The organism is Maritimibacter fusiformis (genome assembly GCF_008086115.1).
Lineage (GTDB): Bacteria > Pseudomonadota > Alphaproteobacteria > Rhodobacterales > Rhodobacteraceae > Muriiphilus > Muriiphilus fusiformis.
Window position 1 is genome coordinate 285135 of the sequence record NZ_VSIY01000003.1, and the last position, 17983, is coordinate 303117.

17 protein-coding genes are annotated in these 17983 nt (G+C 68.9%); 5 read left to right on the plus strand and 12 right to left on the minus strand.

What is annotated here, in order from left to right:
* The first annotated feature begins 63 nt into the window (after positions 1-63).
* Complete coding sequence (locus FVF75_RS02125; RefSeq protein WP_148376093.1) at positions 64-996, plus strand: DMT family transporter; 933 nt, start codon at positions 64-66, stop codon at positions 994-996.
* On the opposite strand, the gene glmM is transcribed toward FVF75_RS02125, so the two are convergent.
* The 8 genes from glmM to FVF75_RS02165 form a co-directional block, all read right to left on the minus strand.
* The gene (glmM, locus tag FVF75_RS02130; protein ID WP_148376094.1) at positions 977-2323 is read right to left on the minus strand and encodes a phosphoglucosamine mutase; all 1347 of its coding nucleotides are present in this window, start codon (positions 2321-2323) and stop codon (positions 977-979) included. The genes FVF75_RS02125 and glmM overlap by 20 nt on opposite strands.
* Before the next feature lie 3 nt (positions 2324-2326).
* Positions 2327-3319 (minus strand): dihydropteroate synthase, encoded by a 993-nt coding sequence (gene folP, locus FVF75_RS02135; protein WP_148376095.1) that lies wholly within the window; start codon positions 3317-3319, stop codon positions 2327-2329.
* On the minus strand, positions 3316-4236 hold the full coding sequence (locus FVF75_RS02140; RefSeq protein WP_148376096.1) for a dihydroneopterin aldolase: 921 nt from the start codon (positions 4234-4236) through the stop codon (positions 3316-3318). The genes folP and FVF75_RS02140 overlap by 4 nt, the downstream gene beginning before the upstream one ends.
* 73 nt (positions 4237-4309) lie before the next feature.
* Positions 4310-4939: a cell wall hydrolase gene (locus FVF75_RS02145; RefSeq protein ID WP_148376097.1), complete on the minus strand. Its 630-nt coding sequence runs from the start codon at positions 4937-4939 to the stop codon at positions 4310-4312.
* Between the two features lie 196 nt (positions 4940-5135).
* Positions 5136-7718, minus strand: a complete 2583-nt coding sequence (locus tag FVF75_RS02150; protein WP_246137973.1) for a putative PEP-binding protein — start codon at positions 7716-7718, stop codon at positions 5136-5138.
* A gap of 184 nt (positions 7719-7902) precedes the next feature.
* The gene (gene glyS / locus FVF75_RS02155; RefSeq protein WP_148376098.1) at positions 7903-10161 is read right to left on the minus strand and encodes a glycine--tRNA ligase subunit beta; all 2259 of its coding nucleotides are present in this window, start codon (positions 10159-10161) and stop codon (positions 7903-7905) included.
* A 3-nt stretch (positions 10162-10164) separates the two neighbouring features.
* Positions 10165-10635: a DUF6446 family protein gene (locus tag FVF75_RS02160; RefSeq protein WP_148376099.1), complete on the minus strand. Its 471-nt coding sequence runs from the start codon at positions 10633-10635 to the stop codon at positions 10165-10167.
* Positions 10632-11570, minus strand: a complete 939-nt coding sequence (locus FVF75_RS02165) for a glycine--tRNA ligase subunit alpha (protein WP_148376100.1) — start codon at positions 11568-11570, stop codon at positions 10632-10634. Before FVF75_RS02165 ends, FVF75_RS02160 begins: the two co-directional genes overlap by 4 nt.
* Before the next feature lie 152 nt (positions 11571-11722).
* On the opposite strand from FVF75_RS02165, the gene FVF75_RS02170 reads away from it, so the two are divergent.
* Entirely contained in the window at positions 11723-13639 is a 1917-nt protein-coding gene (locus tag FVF75_RS02170; protein ID WP_148376101.1) for a trypsin-like peptidase domain-containing protein, read from the plus strand.
* Positions 13640-13730: 91 nt separating this feature from the next.
* Here the strand turns inward: FVF75_RS02170 and FVF75_RS02175 are convergent, their stop codons facing one another.
* From FVF75_RS02175 to FVF75_RS02185, 3 genes are all read right to left on the minus strand, one after another.
* Positions 13731-14228, minus strand: coding sequence for a MarR family winged helix-turn-helix transcriptional regulator (locus FVF75_RS02175; protein ID WP_174770074.1), 498 nt, complete (start codon positions 14226-14228; stop codon positions 13731-13733).
* A 98-nt stretch (positions 14229-14326) separates the two neighbouring features.
* Entirely contained in the window at positions 14327-14587 is a 261-nt protein-coding gene (locus FVF75_RS02180; protein WP_148376102.1) for an FAD assembly factor SdhE, read from the minus strand.
* Positions 14584-14985 carry a helix-turn-helix domain-containing protein gene (locus tag FVF75_RS02185; RefSeq protein ID WP_148376103.1) on the minus strand — a complete coding sequence of 134 codons (402 nt, stop codon included), beginning with the start codon at positions 14983-14985 and terminating at the stop codon, positions 14584-14586. The genes FVF75_RS02180 and FVF75_RS02185 overlap by 4 nt, the downstream gene beginning before the upstream one ends.
* An 80-nt stretch (positions 14986-15065) precedes the next feature.
* On the opposite strand from FVF75_RS02185, the gene FVF75_RS02190 reads away from it, so the two are divergent.
* The 3 genes from FVF75_RS02190 to FVF75_RS02200 all read left to right on the plus strand — a co-directional run bounded on the left by FVF75_RS02190 (position 15066) and on the right by FVF75_RS02200 (position 17645).
* Positions 15066-16268: a pyridoxal phosphate-dependent aminotransferase gene (locus FVF75_RS02190; protein WP_148376104.1), complete on the plus strand. Its 1203-nt coding sequence runs from the start codon at positions 15066-15068 to the stop codon at positions 16266-16268.
* A gap of 77 nt (positions 16269-16345) precedes the next feature.
* A complete protein-coding gene (locus FVF75_RS02195; protein WP_148376105.1) occupies positions 16346-16750 on the plus strand; it encodes a hypothetical protein in 405 nt (134 codons plus the stop codon).
* Positions 16740-17645 (plus strand): DUF817 domain-containing protein, encoded by a 906-nt coding sequence (locus FVF75_RS02200; protein WP_148376106.1) that lies wholly within the window; start codon positions 16740-16742, stop codon positions 17643-17645. The genes FVF75_RS02195 and FVF75_RS02200 overlap by 11 nt, the downstream gene beginning before the upstream one ends.
* On the opposite strand, the gene FVF75_RS02205 is transcribed toward FVF75_RS02200, so the two are convergent.
* Entirely contained in the window at positions 17584-17946 is a 363-nt protein-coding gene (locus FVF75_RS02205) for a hypothetical protein (RefSeq protein ID WP_148376107.1), read from the minus strand. The genes FVF75_RS02200 and FVF75_RS02205 overlap by 62 nt on opposite strands.
* Positions 17947-17983: the final 37 nt, after the last annotated feature.

Sequence of the window (17983 nt, forward strand, 5' to 3'; positions counted from 1 at the left end):
TCCCCATTGCCGACCTGCCGTCCCCGTGCCACCAACGCCTTTCCCATCCCCGGAGCACCGCCGATGACCAGCCCCCAGATCACCGCCAGAAGCTGGGCGATGCTCGCCACCCTCGCGCTGGTCTGGGGCGCGACCTTCATGGTGATCGAGATCGCGCTGCGCGGCATCACGCCGTTCTGGCTGGCCGCCGGGCGGATCGGTTTTGCCTGCCTGCTTCTGGTCGCGGTCTGGGGCGCGCGCGGCTGGCGGCTGTTTCACGCACCCATCGACACGCCGGTGCGCCTGTCGCTGGTGATGATCGGCGCGTTTTCCTCGGCGGTGCCCTTCATGCTGCTCAGCTGGGGCCAGAAAACCGTGACCTCGGGGTTTGCCGGCATCTCGATGGCGACGGTGGCGATCATGGTGCTGCCGCTGGCGCATGTCCTGGTCCCGGGCGAGCGGATGACGCCGCGCAAGGGGCTGGGGTTCGTGATCGGCTTTGCCGGGGTCGCGGTGTTGATCGGCCCCGAGGCGCTGGCCACGACCGGGATCGAGGGCGAGGTGGCGGGCCGCGTCGCCTGCCTCACCGCCGCCGCCTGCTACGCGATATCCTCGGTCAACATGCAGCGCCTGCCGCCGGTCGACCCGATCGGGCTGGCCGCGCTTCTCTTGGTGATCGGAACCATGATCGTGGTGCCCGTCGCGCTGGTCGTCGAGGGCGTGCCGCGGATGCCCGATGGCCAGACCCTCACGGCGCTGGCGGTGCTGGGCATCCTGCCCACCGCGACGGCGGCGCTGCTCAGGGTGCAGCTCGTGCGCAGCGCCGGGGCCACCTTCATGTCGCTGGTCAACTACGCGGTGCCGGTGGTCTCGGTGATCGTCGGGGCGATCGTGCTGGGCGAGGCGCTGCCGCCCAGCGTCTTTGCCGCGCTGGCGCTGGTCCTGACCGGCATGGGGCTGAGCCAGTGGGGCGCGCTGTCGCGGCTGGTGCGCCGGGTCAGCCCGCCGCGCGGCTGACCTCTGCGACGATGCCGCCGACCACCTCGGCCATCAGCGCCTCGTCCTCGCATTCCGCCATCACCCGCACCAGCGGCTCGGTCCCCGACTTGCGGATCAGCAGCCGCCCCTGCCCCTCCAGCCGCGCCGCGCCCTCGGCGATCGCGGCCTTGACGCCGGCATCCTCCAGCGGCGCCTTGCCGGACGCGAAACGCACGTTCTCCAGCACCTGCGGCACCGTCTGAAACAGCTGCGTCAGCGTCGAGGCCGGCTGCCCGGTGGCGATCATCTCGGCCAGGAAATGCAGCCCCGCCAGGAGCCCGTCGCCGGTGGTGGCGTAATCCGTCATCACGATATGGCCCGACTGCTCGCCGCCCAGGTTGAAGCCGCCCGCGCGCATCGCCTCGACCACCCGCCGGTCGCCGACCCCGGTGCGCGCCAGCGCGATGCCCAGCCCGTCAAGGTAACGCTCCATCCCGAGGTTCGACATCACCGTCGCCACCAGCGTGTTGCCGGCAAGCCGCCCGTCCTCGGCCCAGCGCCGGGCAAACAGCGCCATGATCTGGTCGCCGTCCGCGACCCGGCCGCGCTCGTCTATGATCATCAGCCGGTCGGCGTCGCCATCGAGGCAGATGCCCACGTCCGCCCCGCTCTCGACCACCTTGCGCGCGGCCTCTGCCGTGTCGGTCGAGCCGCAGCCGGCGTTGATGTTCAGCCCGTCCGGGCTGACCCCCACCGGCACCACCTCGGCGCCCAGTTCCCACAACGCCTCGGGCGCGGCGCGGTAGGCGGCGCCGTTGGCGCAGTCGATCACCACCTTCAGCCCGTGCAGCCGCTTGGCCGAGGGGAAGGTGGTCTTGATGAACTCGACATAGCGCTGGCGGCCCTCGTCGACCCGCTTGGCCCGGCCGATATTGGCCGGCTCGGCCAGCCGGATCTCGCCCGCCACCAGCGCCTCGATGGCGGCCTCGTCACCGTCCGACAACTTGAAGCCATCGGGGCCGAACAGCTTGATGCCGTTGTCGTGAAAGGGGTTGTGGCTGGCCGAGATCATGATCCCCAGGTCGGCCCGCATCGAATGGGTCAGATGCCCCACGGCGGGCGTCGGCACCGGGCCGAGCAGCAGCACGTTCATCCCCGTCGAGGTCAGCCCGGCGGTCAGCGCGTTCTCGATCATGTAGCCCGACAGCCGCGTGTCCTTGCCGATCACCACCCGGTGGTTGTTGCGCCGGTCGCCGCGGAAATGCCGCCCCGCCGCCGCGCCCAGCCTGAGCGCCATCTCGGCGGTCATCGGCCACCGATTGGCCATCCCGCGCACCCCGTCGGTCCCGAAAAGCTTGTCCGCCATGTCCTAATCCGTTCCGTTCAGTGCCGCCCAGAGCTTCAGCGCCTGTGCCGTGTCCCGCGTATCATGCACCCTGTGGATCTGCACCCCCTGCGCCGCACCGTGGAGCGTCACCGACAGGGAACCGCCGATCCGGTCCCTGGCCTCGGGCGCATCCCCGATCGCGCCGATGAAGCGTTTGCGCGAGGCCCCCAGCAGCACCGGCAGGCCCAGGTCGTGAAACGCCGCGAGGTTTCTGAGCAGCGTCAGGTTATGCGCCTGGGTCTTGCCGAAACCGATTCCGGGGTCGGTGACGATCCGGTCGCGCGCGATGCCCGCCCCCTCGGCAAAGGCGATGCGCTCGCCCAGGAAATCCAGCACCTCGCCCAAAACGTCGTCATACCGCGGCGCGTCCTGCATGGTCGCGGGCGTGCCCTTGGCGTGCATCAGGCAGACCGGCACGCCGCGTTCGGCCACCAGCCCGGCCAGCGCGCTGTCATAGCCCAGCGCGGCCACGTCGTTGACCATGTCGGCGCCCGCCTCCAGCGCCGCATCGGCCACGCTGGCCTTGCGCGTGTCGATCGAGATCGGCGTGGTCACGCCCGCCTCGCGGATCGCGCGGATCGCGGGCGCGGTGCGGCGGATTTCCTCGGCCTCGCTTACTGGCTCGGCCCCTGGCCGGGTCGATTCGCCGCCGATGTCGAGGATGTCGGCATGCCCCGCCATCGCCTGCGCCCGCGCCACCGCCGCCGCGACACTGGCCAGATCGCCGCCATCGGAAAAGCTGTCGGGCGTCAGGTTGAGGATGCCCATGACGCGGGGGCGCTCCAGCGTCAGACCGCACAGATCGGCCCGCGCCCCGGTCAGCCGCGCTTGTTCCCCGGCGCTCAATTCCGACGCCGCGATCCGTGCGCCGCCCGGATGGGTCACGACCTCGTCGAACCAGACCGCAGCGCTGCCTGCCAGCGGCAAACCCGCCCGCGGCCCGCTGCGCGCCAGCGCGATCAGCCGCCGCGTCATGGCGCCTCGTCCAGCGACATGACGCGCACCGGCACATCCGCCGCGGGCGCCTCGGCCCCGATCACGATCAGTTCGGCCGCCTGCATCAACCCGGCAAACCACGCCGTCAGCGCCACCGCGTCGCGCGGCCCCGCCGCCGGCCCGTCGACCGCGTCGAGCACGATCTTCGACGGCGCCCAGACCGAGATCTGTCCCTGTTTCATCGCCCAGTCCAGTTCCGTGCGCGTCGCCACCACCACGCAGCGGTCGTCCCTCGCGGCCAGCGTCCAGGCGTTCATCTCCAACGCCAGAAGGTCGATCCGGCGCTGGGTCATCGCGTGTCCGGTCTGCGGCATCGCCGCCTCGGGCGGGCCGACGCACAGGATCGCCGGACCCGGCCCCGCCGCCAGCCGGTCGATCAACCCGCCCAGCCCGGCGTCGGCAATCGCCGCATTGCCCAGGTGCACCACCCTTGGGTGCGGCACCTCGTCGTCGGCGGCGGCCAGCGGCGCGCCCTGCCCGCGCCGGCGCACGATCTCGACCCCCAGCGCGCCGGGGCCACGGTCGAGCTTTTCGACGCGCACGAACACCCGCTCGGCCTGCGGCGCGATCAGGATGCGGTCGGCGATGCGCTCGGCCAGCGTCTCAAGCAGGTTCAGCCGCTCGGCCCCCAGCTCATGCGCGATCGCCTCGGTGATGGTGTCATAGGACAGGATCTTGTCGACATCGTCGGCCACCGGACCCTTGGGCGGCGTGACCTCGACCACGACCGAGAAACTGACCCGCTGGGTCTTGCCGCGCTCGGCCTGAAACGCGCCGATCTCGACCTCGACGACATGATCACGCAGCGAGATCCGGTCGGGCGGCTGGGCGGGTTGACCCGCGGCCTCGGCGCGCGCCTTGGGGTGCTCGAAGGCAAGCCTGGTGTCGGACGTCATGGCGCGGTCTCCTTTGCGCCGGCAAAATGCCCGAGACGCAGGCCGCTGACCACCGGAAAGTGGCCGCGCCGCCCTAGCGGTAGAACAGGTGTTCGCCGATCTCGGCGGTCTGCGCAAGGCTGGCGGCCCAGCGCGGCGACACCCAGTTGGCGTGGTAGAACACCGCCCCGTCGGTCAGGCTGCGCGGCGCCCCGTCCAGCATCGCGCGCGCCACCTTGCCGACCAGAGCATGCGCAGCGGGGTTGCCGATGTCTTCGGGATGACCATCGCAGGCAAAGCTGAACTGGCACTGGTGCCGCGCCCCGGTGCCCTGCCGGACCACACCGCAGACGCTGTTGGGATAGCGCCGGCTTTCGACCCGGTTGAGGATCACCTCGGCCACCGCGAACATGCCCGCCACGGTCTCGCCCCGCGCCTCGAAGTAAAGCGCCTCGGTCAAGCATTCCCACTCGTCGCCGCCCGAGGCCGCGGGCTGGCTGGCCAGCCAGGCGCGGCTGTGGATCGGCAACTCGCCGCTGGCCGGGCGGTCGCCGGTGACGGAAGCCAGCCGCCGGATCGCGAAGGGCGACACCGCCGACAGCCCGGCGCGTTCGTTGCCCAGAACCTTCGACAACAGCCCCTCGGGCGATCCCGCCGCCTCGGCCTGCGCGATGCCGACAAAGCCGAACAGGCCGAAAACGGCCGTCAAAACGAGCCGGAGCATGATGCGTCCCCCACCAGGTTTGCGGGCAGAAAGTTGCCGATCAGAGACCGGTTGCCCTTGCAATCTGGGAATGTCTCTTACTCCAAAACCGTCCCCGGGTCCATGCCGCCATCATGCGGTGGCTCAACTATGCGCCGCAAGATGTTGTGGGGAAAGGGCAAATCCCTGTGGACAGATTCGCGAACCGGCTGTGCGATCAATACATTAGGGGCGGCCGTTCGACGCCGCGCTCGGAAATCGCCAGATGCGCCGCCGCCAGCCGCGCCACCGGCACCCGGTAGGGCGAGCACGACACATAGTCGAATCCGGCCGCCCGGCAGAACGCGATTGATTCGGGGTTGCCGCCGTGTTCGCCGCAGATCGACAGGGTGACGGACGGATTCGCCGTGCGCGCCCGACCGGCCCCGATCGTCAGAAGCTCGCCCACCCCCCCGAAATCGAGCGTGTGGAACGGGTCTTCCTCGTAAACGCCCTGCTTGACGTAGATACCCATGAAGCGCCCCGCGTCGTCGCGCGACAGGCCATAGGTCATCTGCGTCAGGTCGTTGGTGCCATAGCTGAGAAAGGCGCAATGCGGCGCGATCTCGCCGGCGCGCAGCGCCGCGCGCGGGGTTTCGACCATCACGCCCAGGCGATAGGCGAACTCGACCCCCTGTTCGATCCTGACCGCCGCGGCCACCGCGTCGATCCGGGCCTTGACGATCTCGACCTCGCGGTTGGCCGAGACCATCGGGATCATGATCTCGGGCACCACCGCATCGCCGGTTTCCGACACCGCCACCAGCGCCTCGAAGATCGCGCGGGCCTGCATGTCGTAGATCTCGGGCACCGTCAGCCCCAGCCGCACCCCGCGCATGCCCAGCATCGGGTTGAATTCGCGCATCGCCTCGGCCCGGCGGGTCACGTCCGACAGCGGCAGGTCCAGCCCTTCGGCCAGTTCGCGCAGACCCTCGCGGCCATGCGGCAGGAACTCGTGCAGCGGCAGGTCGAAAAGGCGGATGGTCACCGGCTTGCCGCGCATGATCGAGAACAGCTCGATGAAATCGGCGCGCTGCATCGGCTGGATGCGCTCGAGCGCCGCGCGCCGGTCCTCGGTGCGGTTGGCGAAGATCATTTCGCGCATCGCCAAGAGCCGGTCGTCGTTGAAGAACATGTGCTCGGTGCGCGCCAGCCCGATGCCCTCGGCGGCGAACATCAGTGCCTTGCGCGCATCCTCGGGCGTGTCGGCATTGGCCCGCACCCCGATATCGCGCGCCGCGTCGGCCCAGGACAGAAGCCGCTGAAAACTCTCGCCAAGGTCGGGCTCCAGCATCGGGGCGGCGCCGGCCAGCGCCTCGCCGGCGGTGCCGTCCAGCGTGATCATGTCGCCGTCGTGAAACACCCGCCCGTCGGCGCAGGTCAGCGTGCGCGCCTTGAGGTCGATGCGCATATCCGAGGCCCCGACCACGCAGGGCAGGCCCAGCCCGCGCGCGATCACCGCCGCGTGGCTGGTGATGCCGCCGCGCTCGGTCAGGACCGCGCGCGCCGCATGCATGCCGCGAATGTCCTCGGGCGTGGTTTCGCTGCGCACCAGGATGCAGGCCTCGTCCTGGGCCGCCAGCGCCTGGGCCGCACGCGAGGAAAACACGATCCGCCCGGTGGCCGCCCCGGGGCTGGCCGGGATGCCGTGGGCGATCACGTCGCGCGCGCCCTCGGGGTCGACCTGGCTGTGCAGAAGCTCGGGCAGCGAGCGCGGCGGCACCCGCAGCACCGCCTCATCGCGGGCGATGATGCCATCCTCGGCCAGCGCCACCGCGATATGCAGGTTGGCGCGCGAATTGCGCGCCACGCGCATCGCGTCGAGGATGAAGAGCTTCTCGTTCTCGATGGTGAACTCGATCTGCATCTCTTCGCGCAGCCGGGTCCGGCACAGGTCGCCGAACCGCAGCAGGTCCTGCCAGTTGTTCGGCAGCACGTCCTCGATCGAGCGCCCGCGCGGGTCGCGCTTGAGAAACAGCACGTCGCGGTCGGCGGGCGCCGTCAGCGCGTCGCGGCCCTGGCTCTTGCACAGGTAGCGGCCCCGGATCTCGCGCTCGCCGGTCGAGCCGTTGACGAACTGGATCACCCCCGACCCCGACAGCCCGCGCCCGACCCCCAGCGCCATCTTCTGCACCACCAGCCCCAGCCCGGCCTCTGCCGGCGCGCCCTTGGCCTCGCGCAACAGCCGCGCCGTGGTGCCCTCCCAGGCCCGCGCCATCGAGCGCAGAACCTCGGCAAGCTGCACCGTGATATCCTGCGGAAACCGCTCGTCGGTCTCGGCCTCGTAGGTCTCGAGCGCGGCGCGCACCGCCTCGGAGGTCGGCACCTGCACGGTCTCGAACTCGTCCGGGTCAAGGCGCGCGACATGGATCGCATAGGCCTGGATGAAGCGCAGGTAGAGCGCGTTGGCGGCGTGTTCGCCGTGGCTTTCGGTGAGGTTGGCATAGAGCCGGTCGTTCATGCCGATATTGAGCAACGCCCCCGGCCCGCCCCAGTCCGGGTCTTCCGAGGAGGGCCGCACCGACACCAGCGGATCGGGGCCGAAGCGGGTCAGCATCGCGTCGAGGTCGGGCATGTCGCCTGCCGCCAGCGCCCGCACCGAAGTGAAATCGAGTGCCATGGTCAGCGGCACCGGCATGTCGAGCCGGATCAACCGTTGCAGGCACTTGGCCCGCCCGCCGTGCCGGTCGGCCGAGATCGGCGCCGTCGGCGTGACCTCGGTAAACCCGGTGATCTCGGACTTGGTTCGCGCTTTCTGCACCGCAGCATTCCCCTTCTGGCCGCAAGATAGCGCCGGGGGCCGCGCTGGCAAGGATTTTTCTGCCCGGCCGGCCCGCGCCGTCAGCCCGCGCCGCCAGACGGTGCGCCTGCGGCGCGCTCGATGTCTCGGCGCTTGCGCGCCTCGGGTGCCTCCGGCGGGAGTGTATCGGCCAAGATGAAGCCGGTCAGCCCTCGATTTTCGTCAGGTCCGCGACCGAGAGGCAGGTGTCGCGGATGCGCGCCAGCAGGTTGAGCCGGTTGCGCCGGACGATGGCGTTGTCGGTGTTGATCTGCACCGTCTCGAAAAAGGCGTCGATCGGCGCGCGCAGGCTGGCCATCGCGGTCATCGCGGTGGCGAAATCCTCGGATTTCATCGCCGGGGCGATTTTTGCCTCGGCGGCGTCCAGCGCGGCGAACAGGGCCTTTTCGCTGTCGTCCTCGGCGTATTTGATGTCGGCGCCGTAGGAATATTCGACCCCGTCGGCCTCTTCGGCCTGGGTCAGGATGTTGTTGGCGCGCTTGAAGCCCTGGATCAGGTTGGCGCCGTCGTCGGTGGCAAGCACGCCCGCCAGCGCCTCGGCGCGGTTGACCAGAAGCGTCAGGTCGTCGTTGGCCGGCATGTTGAGGCAGGCGTCGATCACGTCATGGCGGATGCCCTCGGCGCGAAGATGCACCTTGAGCCGCTCGTGAAAGAAGGCGAGCAGGTCGTCGGACAGGTCCGGCACCGCCTTGCCGATCCGCGCGAGGTAGGTGCCTTCGCCGGTCGCGGGCGGGGTGCCGTTTTTCTTTAGAAGCCCCAGCACCGCCGTGAAGGAGGCGCGGAAGATGCCCTTGTCCGCGATCTCGTCGAGGGTCTGTTCCAGCGCCGCGATATCCGCGTCGTCGACCTCGCCCGAGCGGGCGCGCATGATCTCGTGTTTCAGGATCTGGCTATCGATGAAGCGGTCGAGCCTGAGCCGCAGGCGGCCCGCGAGGATGATGCGGATCACCCCGAGCGCCGCGCGTCTGAGCGCGAAGGGGTCTTTCGAGCCGGTCGGTTTCTCGTCGATCACCCAGAAGCCGGTGAGCAGGTCGAGCTTGTCGGCCAGCGCCACGGCGATCGAGACCGGCGAGGTCGGCACCGCGTCGGAGGGGCCGAGGGGGGCATAATGCGCCTCGCAGGCCTCGGCCACGGCCTCGGACAGGCCCGCCGCCCGGGCGTAGTAGCGCCCCATCGTGCCCTGCAGTTCGGGAAACTCGTAGACCATTTCCGAGGCCAGGTCCGCCTTGGCCACCGTTGCCGCCAGCTTTGCCTCGGCCGCGTCGGCCCCGACCAGCGGCGCGATGTCGCGCGCCAGCCGCGCGATGCGGTCGATGCGGTCGGCCTGGCTGCCCAGCTCGCGGTGGAAGGTCACGTTGTCCAGGTCCCCGGTCATCGCCTCGAGCCCGCCCGCCTTGATCCGGCGCAGGTCGTTGTCCCAGAAGAACCGCGCATCCGACAGCCGCGCGGCCAGCACCTTGCGGTTGCCCGCGAGGATGGTGGCGCCGTTGTCGGCTGTTTCGCGGTTGGCCACGGTGATGAATTTCTCGATCCGTTTCGTGGCCGGGTTTCGCACCGAAAAGAACTTCTGGTGCTCGCGCATCGAGGTTTGCAGCACCTCCGGCGGCAGGGTCACGAAGTCGTCCGCGATATCGCCCATCAGCACCACCGGCCATTCCACCAGCCCCGCGACCTCGGCCAACAACGCGCGGTCCTCGACCACCTCGTAGCCCAGCGCGAAGGCCTTTTGCGTGGCGTCGTGCCAGATCGCCTCGGCGCGCTCGGCGGGGTCGAGCATGACGTGGGCGGCGCGCAGCTTTGCCGCGTAATCCTCGAACGACGTGACGCGGATGGGGTCCGGCGCCATGAAGCGGTGGCCGCGGGTGCTGTCGCCCGCGGTCAGCCCGTCAAGCGTCAGCGGCACCACTTCGGCCCCCTGCTCGTCCGACAGGATCGCCAGGATCGAATGCAAGGGCCGCACCCAGCGCAGATCGCCCGCGCCCCAGCGCATCGACTTGGGCCAGGGGAAATTGCGGATCACCCCGTCCAGCACCTCGGCCACGATATCGGCGGCGGGGCGGCCCTTGTGTTCGATCACCGCGAACCAGACCTCGCCCTTGCCGGTGTCGCGCGCCTCGATCTGGTCACGGGTCAACCCGGTGGAGCGCAGGAACCCCTCGATGGCCTTCTCGGGCGCGCCCACTTTCGGCCCCTTGCGTTCCTCGCGGCTGTCGGGCGAGAGCCCGGGAAGCCCCTCGACGGCCAGCGCCAGGCGGCGCGGCGTGGCGAAGGCGGCAGCACCGGAATAGGTCAGCCCCGCCTCGACCAGCCCGTCGGTCATCAGCTTTTTCAGATCCTCGGCGGCGCGCGCCTGCAACCGGGCCGGGATTTCCTCCGAGAAGAGTTCGATCAAGAGGTCGGGCATGGGCTACTCGCTCAATGTTTCGTTCAACTGGTGCCAGGCAAAGGCCCGGCCATCGGGAAAGACCGCGATCACCCGGTCGACGCCGTTGTGAATCTCGCGCGCCGACACGAAGGCCAGCGCCTCGCCGCGCTCCAGCGCCTCGCCGATCCGGGCGGCGTCGAAACAGCCGAACCAGTCGGGCGCGGTCAGCGGCGTGGGGTTGGGGTAGATCTCGTAGGTCTCGGTCAGCGCGGGCGGCGACATTTGGGTGGTGAAACAGGCGCGGAACTTGAGCGGCGAGGAATCGGCGTCGATGCCCTCGAAGCCCGAGATCAGCACCGGCTCGGGCTGGCCGGTGGCGATCGAGACCATGGTCATGTCGGCGCTGTCGGCGCTGACCTCGTCGTAATAGGCATAGGTCTGCGTCCAGTACATGACGATGCCGGCGATGAGCGAGACGATCACGATGAAGGCTCCTGCCAGTTTGCCGCTCACGCCGCCGCCCCGTTTCCGCCCGCCTCGGTCATCACGAATGCGTCAGCACACATTTTCGCGAGTGCGCGCACCCGGCCGATATAGGCCTGGCGTTCGGTCACCGAGATCACGCCGCGCGCGTCCAGAAGGTTGAAGAGATGGCTGGCCTTGATGCACTGGTCATAGGCGGGGTGCGCCATGACGATGGTCTTGCCGGTCTTGGGGTCCGTGGCCGGGTGGTCGAGGATCGCCTTGCACTCGGCCTCGGCGTCGTCGAAGTGCCGAAGCAGCATGTCGGTCGAGGCGGCGTCGAAATTGTGCCGGGAGTATTCGCGTTCGGTCTGGCGGAACACGTCGCCATAGCTCAGCGCGATCGGCGCGTCGGGGTCGTTGAAGGGCATGTCCATGACGTGGTCGATGCCCAGCACATACATCGCCAGCCGCTCCAGCCCATAGGTCAGTTCGCCCGAGACCGGGCGGCAGTCATGCCCGCCGACCTGCTGGAAATAGGTGAACTGGCTGACCTCCATGCCGTCGCACCAGACCTCCCAGCCAAGGCCCCAGGCGCCCAGCGTGGGGCTTTCCCAGTCGTCCTCGACAAAGCGGATGTCGTGCAGCGCCATGTCGATGCCGATGGCCTCGAGCGAGCCGAGGTAAAGCTCCTGCAGGTCGGGCGGCGAGGGTTTGATCAGCACCTGGAACTGGTAGTAGTGCTGCAGCCGGTTCGGGTTCTCGCCATAGCGTCCGTCGGTCGGGCGCCGCGACGGCTGCACATAGGCGGCGGCCCACGGCTGGCTGCCCAGCGCGCGCAGGGTGGTGGCCGGGTGGAAGGTGCCGGCGCCGACCTCCATGTCGTAGGGTTGCAGGACCGCGCAGCCCCGCTCTGCCCAATAGGCTTGCAGCCTGAGGACGATTTCCTGAAAGCTCCTGGGTCGGGTCGGTCGGGTCTCGGCCATCGCGCGTGCCTCGGCTGGGGAAGTGCGCGCCTTGAATAGGCCGCTGACCGGCAAGGGTCAATCGGACATGCCGGTTCTTGACCTGACCCCGCCCGTGGTGTGTTACTGGCCGGAACGGTTTGCAACAGGGACCCCGAGGGGTGTGAGGTAGTATGAAAAAGTTCTTTTCGGTATTGGTGTTCTTTGCGTGGCTCCTGCCCGCCGGCGTCGCCACGGCGCAAGAGGCGTATTGGGTTCAGGTCGAGGCCAACGCGACGCTGCGCGAGGCCGAAGCCTCGGCCCGTCGCTATGCCGAGACCATCGACAAGGTGAACGCGTTCCGGATCGGCCAGTCGGGCTGGTATGCCACCGCGATCGGCCCCTTCACCGAGGCCGCCGCCACCGCGAAGCTTCTGGAGTTGCGCGCGGCGGGGGCGGTGCCGGCGGATTCCTACGTGTCCGACAGCCGGCCCTATTCGCAGCAGTTCTGGCCGGTGGGCGACGACGCGCTGGCCGAGGCGCCGGCGGCCCTGCCCGCCACCCCGCCCGCGCCGCGCCCCGATGCGCCCCAGGCCGCCGAGGCCGGGGAGGTGGCGGTGGCCGACCCCGAGACCGCGCCCGAGCCCGACCCCGCACCGGCGCCCGACCCGGCGCCCGAGACTGCGCCGGAGACTGCGCCGGAGCCCGAACCCGCGCCTGAACCGGAACCGGAGCCCGAGCCGGTGCGCGAGGAAACCCGGCAGGAGGCGCTGCAGTCCGAATACCAGTTGTCCGGCGACGAGAAGAAGGCGCTGCAGATCGCGTTGCAGTGGCAGGGCTATTACAAGTCGCTGATCGACGGCGATTTCGGCCCCGGCACCCGCGCCGCGATGTCGGCCTGGCAGGAGGCCAACGGCTATGAGGTCACCGGCATCCTGACCACCCGCCAGCGCGCCGAGGTGCTGGCCGCCTATCAGGCGGTGTTCGACAGCATCGGGCTGCGCCCCGTCACCGACCAGCGCGCCGGCATCGCGATCGAGATCCCGACCGCGATGGTCAGCTTCGACCGCTACGAGGCGCCGTTCGCGCATTACACCGGCGACGAGGGGGTGCGCGTGGTGCTGATCAGCCAGCGCGGCGACAAGGCGACGCTTTACGGTCTTTACGACATCCTGCAATCGCTGGAAGTGGTGCCGCCCGAGGGCGAGCGCCGCCGCCGCGATGCCGATTTCACCATCGAAGGCGCGAACGACCGGCTGATTTCCTATACCCATGCCGAGCTGGTCGACGGCGCGATCAAGGGGTTCATGCTGATCTGGCCGCAGCATCCGATGAAGCTCAACCCCGCCACCGGCGAGATGGAGCCAGAGGTCGACCGGCGCCGCGACCTGGTGCTGGAGGCGATGCGCACGAGCTTTGCCTCGACCGGCGAGGCCGCGCTGCCCGACAACGCCGGGCTGGACGAGGCGACGCAGTCGATCGACCTGGTCTCCGGGCTCGAGATCCGCAAGGCCGAACGCGCGCGCTCGGGCTTCTTCGTCTCGAACCGCGGCGCGGTCCTGACCACCACCGAGGCGGTGGCAGGGTGCGAGCGCATCACGCTCAACGAAAGCTATGACGCAAGCGTGGTGGCCACGGACGACACGCTCGGCATCGCGCTGTTGCAGCCGGCGCAGGCGCTGGCCCCGATCGCGGTGGCCGAGCTGCTGACCTACGACCCCCGGCTTAAGTCCGAACTGGCGGTCGCCGGCTATTCCTACGGCGGACGGCTGAGCTCGCCCACCCTGACCTATGGCGAACTGGCCGAGGTGCAGGGCCTGTCCGGCGAGGACAGCATCGCGCGGCTGACCATGCTGGCCCAGGACGGCGACACCGGCGGCCCGGTGCTGGACCAGGGCGGCGCGGTCGTGGGCATGCTGATGGCCCCGCCCGCGGGCAACCGGCAACTGCCGGCCGAGGTCGCGCTCAGCGCCAAGTCGACGGCGCTGGCGGAGTTTCTCGCCGCCAACGGCATCGCCGCCGCGACCACCGAGGTGCAGGGCGCGATGACGCCGTTCGATCTGCGCGCGCTGGCGGCCAACATGACGGTGCTGGTCAGCTGCTGGAAGTAACCGGCGCAGCCACCGCCAAAGACCCCTGAACCACCGCCCGCCGAACCCGTTTCGGCGGGCGGTTTCGCATCTGGCCCGGCGCATCTGCAGCCTAATAGATATAGCGGATCTGGTCGCTCCAATAGCGTTCGACCCGTTTCAGCGCCGCGTTGATATCCTCGAGCGCCTCGTGCGGCAGGATCGAACGCGCGCGCAACCCCTCGGCATGGCGGTCGAACAGGCCCGCCACCACGTCGCGGATGCCGTGCCCCTTGTCCGTCAGCCGCACCCGGACCGAGCGCCGGTCGATCTCGGAGCGCTGGTGGTGCATGTAGCCCAGATCGACCAGTTTCTTGAGGTTGTAGGAGACATTGGAGCCCTGGTAGTAGCCCCGGCTTTTCAATTCGCCCGCCGTCACCTCGTTGTCGCCGATGTTGAACAGCAACAGCGCCTGCACCGCGTTGATCTCGAACACCCCGACCCGCTCGAACTCGTCCTTGATGACGTCGAGCAGCAGCCGGTGCAGCCGTTCCACCAATGCCAGGGCATCAAGATAGCGCCCCACGTAATCTTGCCGGGCGCCCTGCCCGATAGGAGAATGCATGGACATTCATCGCTCCGCCAATCCTCGTTTCAGACCAGCCTCGGCGCAAATGTCGAACATTCGGTTAAATGCGCGGCGTTTCTTCCGCGCGTCTGCAATCGTGGTTAACCGGCGCCGGCATGGGCCGCGATGTCGTCGATCAGCGCCTTGTAGCGCGCCGGCGCCGGCACCTGCCCGGTGACCCATTGGTAAAGATCCTGGTCGTTCTCGGCCAGCAGCGCCTCGTAGAGGTCGAGCCGCGCGCCCTCCATCGCCGTCAGCCGTGCCGCGCCGTAGGGGCCGAGGATCAGGTCCATCTCCTTGGTGCCGCGCCGGGCCGAACGCATCGCCAGCCGTTTCAGGCGATTCGCGTGATCCTCGCTCATGCCCCGGTGCCTTCGAGGTATTTGCGAAGCTGTTTTTCCAGCCTCGCCAGCCGGTCCGACGCCCGGTCGATATCGCCGCGAAGGTCGCGCATTTCCAGCAGGATGGCGCGCGCGTCCTGGGTCATCACCGGCTCGACCCCCGGCGGGTCGACACCCTCGCCCTCGCCGTTCAGAAGCCACATCAGCGACACGTTCAATAGCCCGGCCATCATCTGCAGCCGGTTGGCGCGCGGCTCGGAAATGTCGTTTTCCCAGGCCACCACGGTCTTGAGCTTGACCCCAAGCCGCCGCGCCAGATCCTTCTGGCTCAGCCCCGCGCCATCGCGCGCCGCCGCCAGCCGGTCGCCGAAGGTGGCGCGTTCTTCCGAAAACCAGCCGTCCGTCGCATCGTCGTTCATCTTGGCCCCCGTTGCCGCTTGATCGCCTCACGGGGCGACCCTAGAAGAAGGGGCCGCAACATACAAACCCGGGACCGACCATGAGCCTTCTTTCCGCGACCCTGGCGCGCGTCAAGCCCTCGCCCACCATCGCCGTCTCGACGCTGGCCGCCGAACTCAAGGCCGCCGGGCGCGACGTGATCGGGCTGGGCGCGGGCGAGCCGGATTTCGACACCCCCGACCACATCAAGCAGGCCGCCAAGGCGGCAATCGACGCGGGCAAGACGAAATACACCGCACCCGACGGCATGCCGGAGCTGAAACAGGCGATCTGCGACAAGTTTGCCCGCGAGAACGGGCTGAGCTACTCGCCCGCCCAGATCAGCGTGGGGACCGGCGGCAAGCAGATCCTCTACAACGCCCTGATGGCCACGCTGAACCCCGGCGACGAGGTGATCATTCCCGCGCCCTACTGGGTCAGCTATCCCGACATGGTGCTTCTGGCGGGCGGCACGCCGGTCGCGGTGGAATGCGGCCTCGAGACCGGGTTTCGCCTTTCACCGGCACAGCTTGAGGCCGCGATCACGCCGAAGACCAAGTGGCTGATCTTCAATTCGCCCTCGAACCCGACCGGCGCGGGCTACACGCGCGACCAGCTCAAGGCGCTGACCGATGTGCTGATGCGCCATCCGCATGTCTGGGTAATGTCCGACGACATGTATGAACACCTGGTGTTCGACGACTTCAGGTTCGTCACCCCGGCGCAGGTCGAGCCCGGCCTTTACGACCGCACCCTGACCTGCAACGGCGTGTCCAAGGCCTATGCGATGACCGGCTGGCGGATCGGCTATGCCGGCGGGCCGCAAGAGCTGATCGGGGCGATGCGCAAGATCCAGTCGCAATCGACCTCGAACCCCTGCACGATCTCGCAATGGGCGGCCGTCGCGGCGTTGAACGGCCCGCAGGACTTCCTGGCCGAGAACGCGCGGCTGTTCCAGCGCCGCCGCGACCTGGTGGTCGAGATGCTGAACGACGCCCCCGGCATCACCTGCCCGGTGCCGGACGGGGCCTTCTACGTCTATCCGTCGATCGCCGGGCTGATCGGCAAGACCACGCCATCGGGCGTCACCATCACGGATGACGAGACCTTCGCCAAGGCGCTGCTGGAGGACACCGGCGTCGCGGTGGTGTTCGGCGCGGCCTTTGGCCTGTCGCCCAACTTCCGCGTCAGCTACGCGACATCCGAGGAGGCCCTGACCGAAGCGGGCCGGCGCATACGGACCTTCTGTGCCACGCTTTCGTGAACTGGCGCCGCGCGCTGTTGACCCGTCCGGCGCGGGCGGGTCACATGGGCGTATAAAGAAAAAGAATTGAGCAGCGTATGACCACCGAATTGCCCGAATACTATTTCCGTGTCCGCGAAAACGGCGCCTTCGTGTTCCGCGTCGATACCGAGAACCGGCAGCGCCGCATCGAGATGGACCAGATCGCGACCGTCAACATCAAGAACGGCGAGATCAAGCCGCATGGCGACCGCGAATTGTCGCCCGAAGACCTTGCGGTGATCGAGGACTGGATGGAGGAGCGCGCCGAGGTGCTGGCCGAGCGCGACCTCGACGACATCCTGCGCACCGTCGACCACCTCAACCTGACCACCCACTGGGCGCAAAGCCGCGCCTCGGCGGAGGATCTCGAACGCATCACCGACGCGCTGCTGCTGGCGATGCACGACCTGCGCACGGTGCTGGTGCGCAAGAAGGCCGAACGCCTGACGAATGACGGCTGATCCGGCCGCGACACGCACCACCCGAAGTCTCGAACAGCGGCTGGGCGCAAGGGTCCGCGCCCGCCTGCCCGGACCTGTCGGCACCTTCACGCTGTTCGTGCTGAAACAGGGGTGGGCGGCGCTGTTCGGCGGGCTGATGCTGGCGGGTATCCTTCTGACCCGCGCGATCTGGTCGCCCGACTGGGCGCTGGCGCGCTATGACGCGCTGGTGCTCTACGCGGTCGGGCTGCAGGTGGCGTTCCTGACGCTCCGGCTGGAAACCTGGGCCGAGGCGCGGGTGATCGTGCTGTTTCACCTGACCGGCACCGCGATGGAGCTGTTCAAGGTGCAGGCGGGCAGTTGGGCCTACCCCGAGGCGGGGCTGCTCAAGCTCATGGGCGTGCCGCTGTTTTCCGGGTTCATGTATGCCGCGGTCGGCAGCTACATGGCGCGGGTGATCCGCATCTTCGACATGCGCTTCACACCCTACCCGCCGCTCTGGACCACCTTCGCGCTGGCCGCGGCGATCTATGTCAATTTCTTCGCGCATCATTTCCTGCCCGACATCCGGCTGGCCCTGTTCGCCGCCACCGTGCCGATGTTCGGGCGCACCCGGGTCTGGTATCGGATCGACCGGCTGCACTGGATGCCGCTGCCGCTGGCGGCGTTGTTCTCGGCGCTGGCGCTGTGGCTGGCCGAGAATGTCGGCACCAACACCGGCACCTGGGTCTATGCCGGGGCGGGCGCGGTCGAACTGGTGAGTTTCGCCAAGATCGGCAGTTGGTATCTGCTGCTCTACGTCAGCTTCGTCACCGTGACGCTGGTGTCGCGCGACGCGCTTGGCGGCCCGCGCCCTACAGAAACCCCCGCCACATCAGCGCCGCCGCCACCAGCACGGCGACGATCACCAGGTTGAGCGCGTTCTGCGTCAGCCACGACAGCGCCATCTGCCGGGTCCGGTCGCCCGGGTCGATGGTCTTGAGGTGCCGCTCGACAAAGGCCTGCCCCTTGTCGATCCGCGCCCAGTCGATCTGCGAGGCGAGCTTGGGGTTCTGCTGCATCCGCCGGGCCAGCGCGATATACTCGGCCTCGTCGCGCACCCGGCGCGGCAACAGCCGACCGGCCCTGGCCAGCTTGGCCTCGTAGTCCGGGCCGCGAATGCCCAGGCGGCCCTCGAGCAAATCCGCCAGCCGGGCGGCGCGCTGATCCAGATCCATTGTCCCCCCGGATGATGCCCGGAATTTTGCGCCAGAC

Bases quoted from the DNA above. Each gene is read 5' to 3' on its own strand.
- FVF75_RS02145 (WP_148376097.1), bottom strand. From the start codon at position 4,939: ATGCTCCGGCTCGTTTTGACGGCCGTTTTCGGCCTGTTCGGCTTTGTC.
- glmM (WP_148376094.1), bottom strand. From the start codon at position 2,323: ATGGCGGACAAGCTTTTCGGGACCGACGGGGTGCGCGGGATGGCCAAT.
- FVF75_RS02195 (WP_148376105.1), top strand. From the start codon at position 16,346: ATGACCACCGAATTGCCCGAATACTATTTCCGTGTCCGCGAAAACGGC.
- FVF75_RS02190 (WP_148376104.1), top strand. From the start codon at position 15,066: ATGAGCCTTCTTTCCGCGACCCTGGCGCGCGTCAAGCCCTCGCCCACC.
- FVF75_RS02165 (WP_148376100.1), bottom strand. From the start codon at position 11,570: ATGGCCGAGACCCGACCGACCCGACCCAGGAGCTTTCAGGAAATCGTC.
- FVF75_RS02140 (WP_148376096.1), bottom strand. From the start codon at position 4,236: ATGACGTCCGACACCAGGCTTGCCTTCGAGCACCCCAAGGCGCGCGCC.
- FVF75_RS02185 (WP_148376103.1), bottom strand. From the start codon at position 14,985: ATGAACGACGATGCGACGGACGGCTGGTTTTCGGAAGAACGCGCCACC.
- folP (WP_148376095.1), bottom strand. From the start codon at position 3,319: ATGACGCGGCGGCTGATCGCGCTGGCGCGCAGCGGGCCGCGGGCGGGT.
- FVF75_RS02180 (WP_148376102.1), bottom strand. From the start codon at position 14,587: ATGAGCGAGGATCACGCGAATCGCCTGAAACGGCTGGCGATGCGTTCG.
- FVF75_RS02170 (WP_148376101.1), top strand. From the start codon at position 11,723: ATGAAAAAGTTCTTTTCGGTATTGGTGTTCTTTGCGTGGCTCCTGCCC.
- FVF75_RS02175 (WP_174770074.1), bottom strand. From the start codon at position 14,228: ATGTCCATGCATTCTCCTATCGGGCAGGGCGCCCGGCAAGATTACGTG.
- glyS (WP_148376098.1), bottom strand. From the start codon at position 10,161: ATGCCCGACCTCTTGATCGAACTCTTCTCGGAGGAAATCCCGGCCCGG.
- FVF75_RS02205 (WP_148376107.1), bottom strand. From the start codon at position 17,946: ATGGATCTGGATCAGCGCGCCGCCCGGCTGGCGGATTTGCTCGAGGGC.
- FVF75_RS02200 (WP_148376106.1), top strand. From the start codon at position 16,740: ATGACGGCTGATCCGGCCGCGACACGCACCACCCGAAGTCTCGAACAG.
- FVF75_RS02125 (WP_148376093.1), top strand. From the start codon at position 64: ATGACCAGCCCCCAGATCACCGCCAGAAGCTGGGCGATGCTCGCCACC.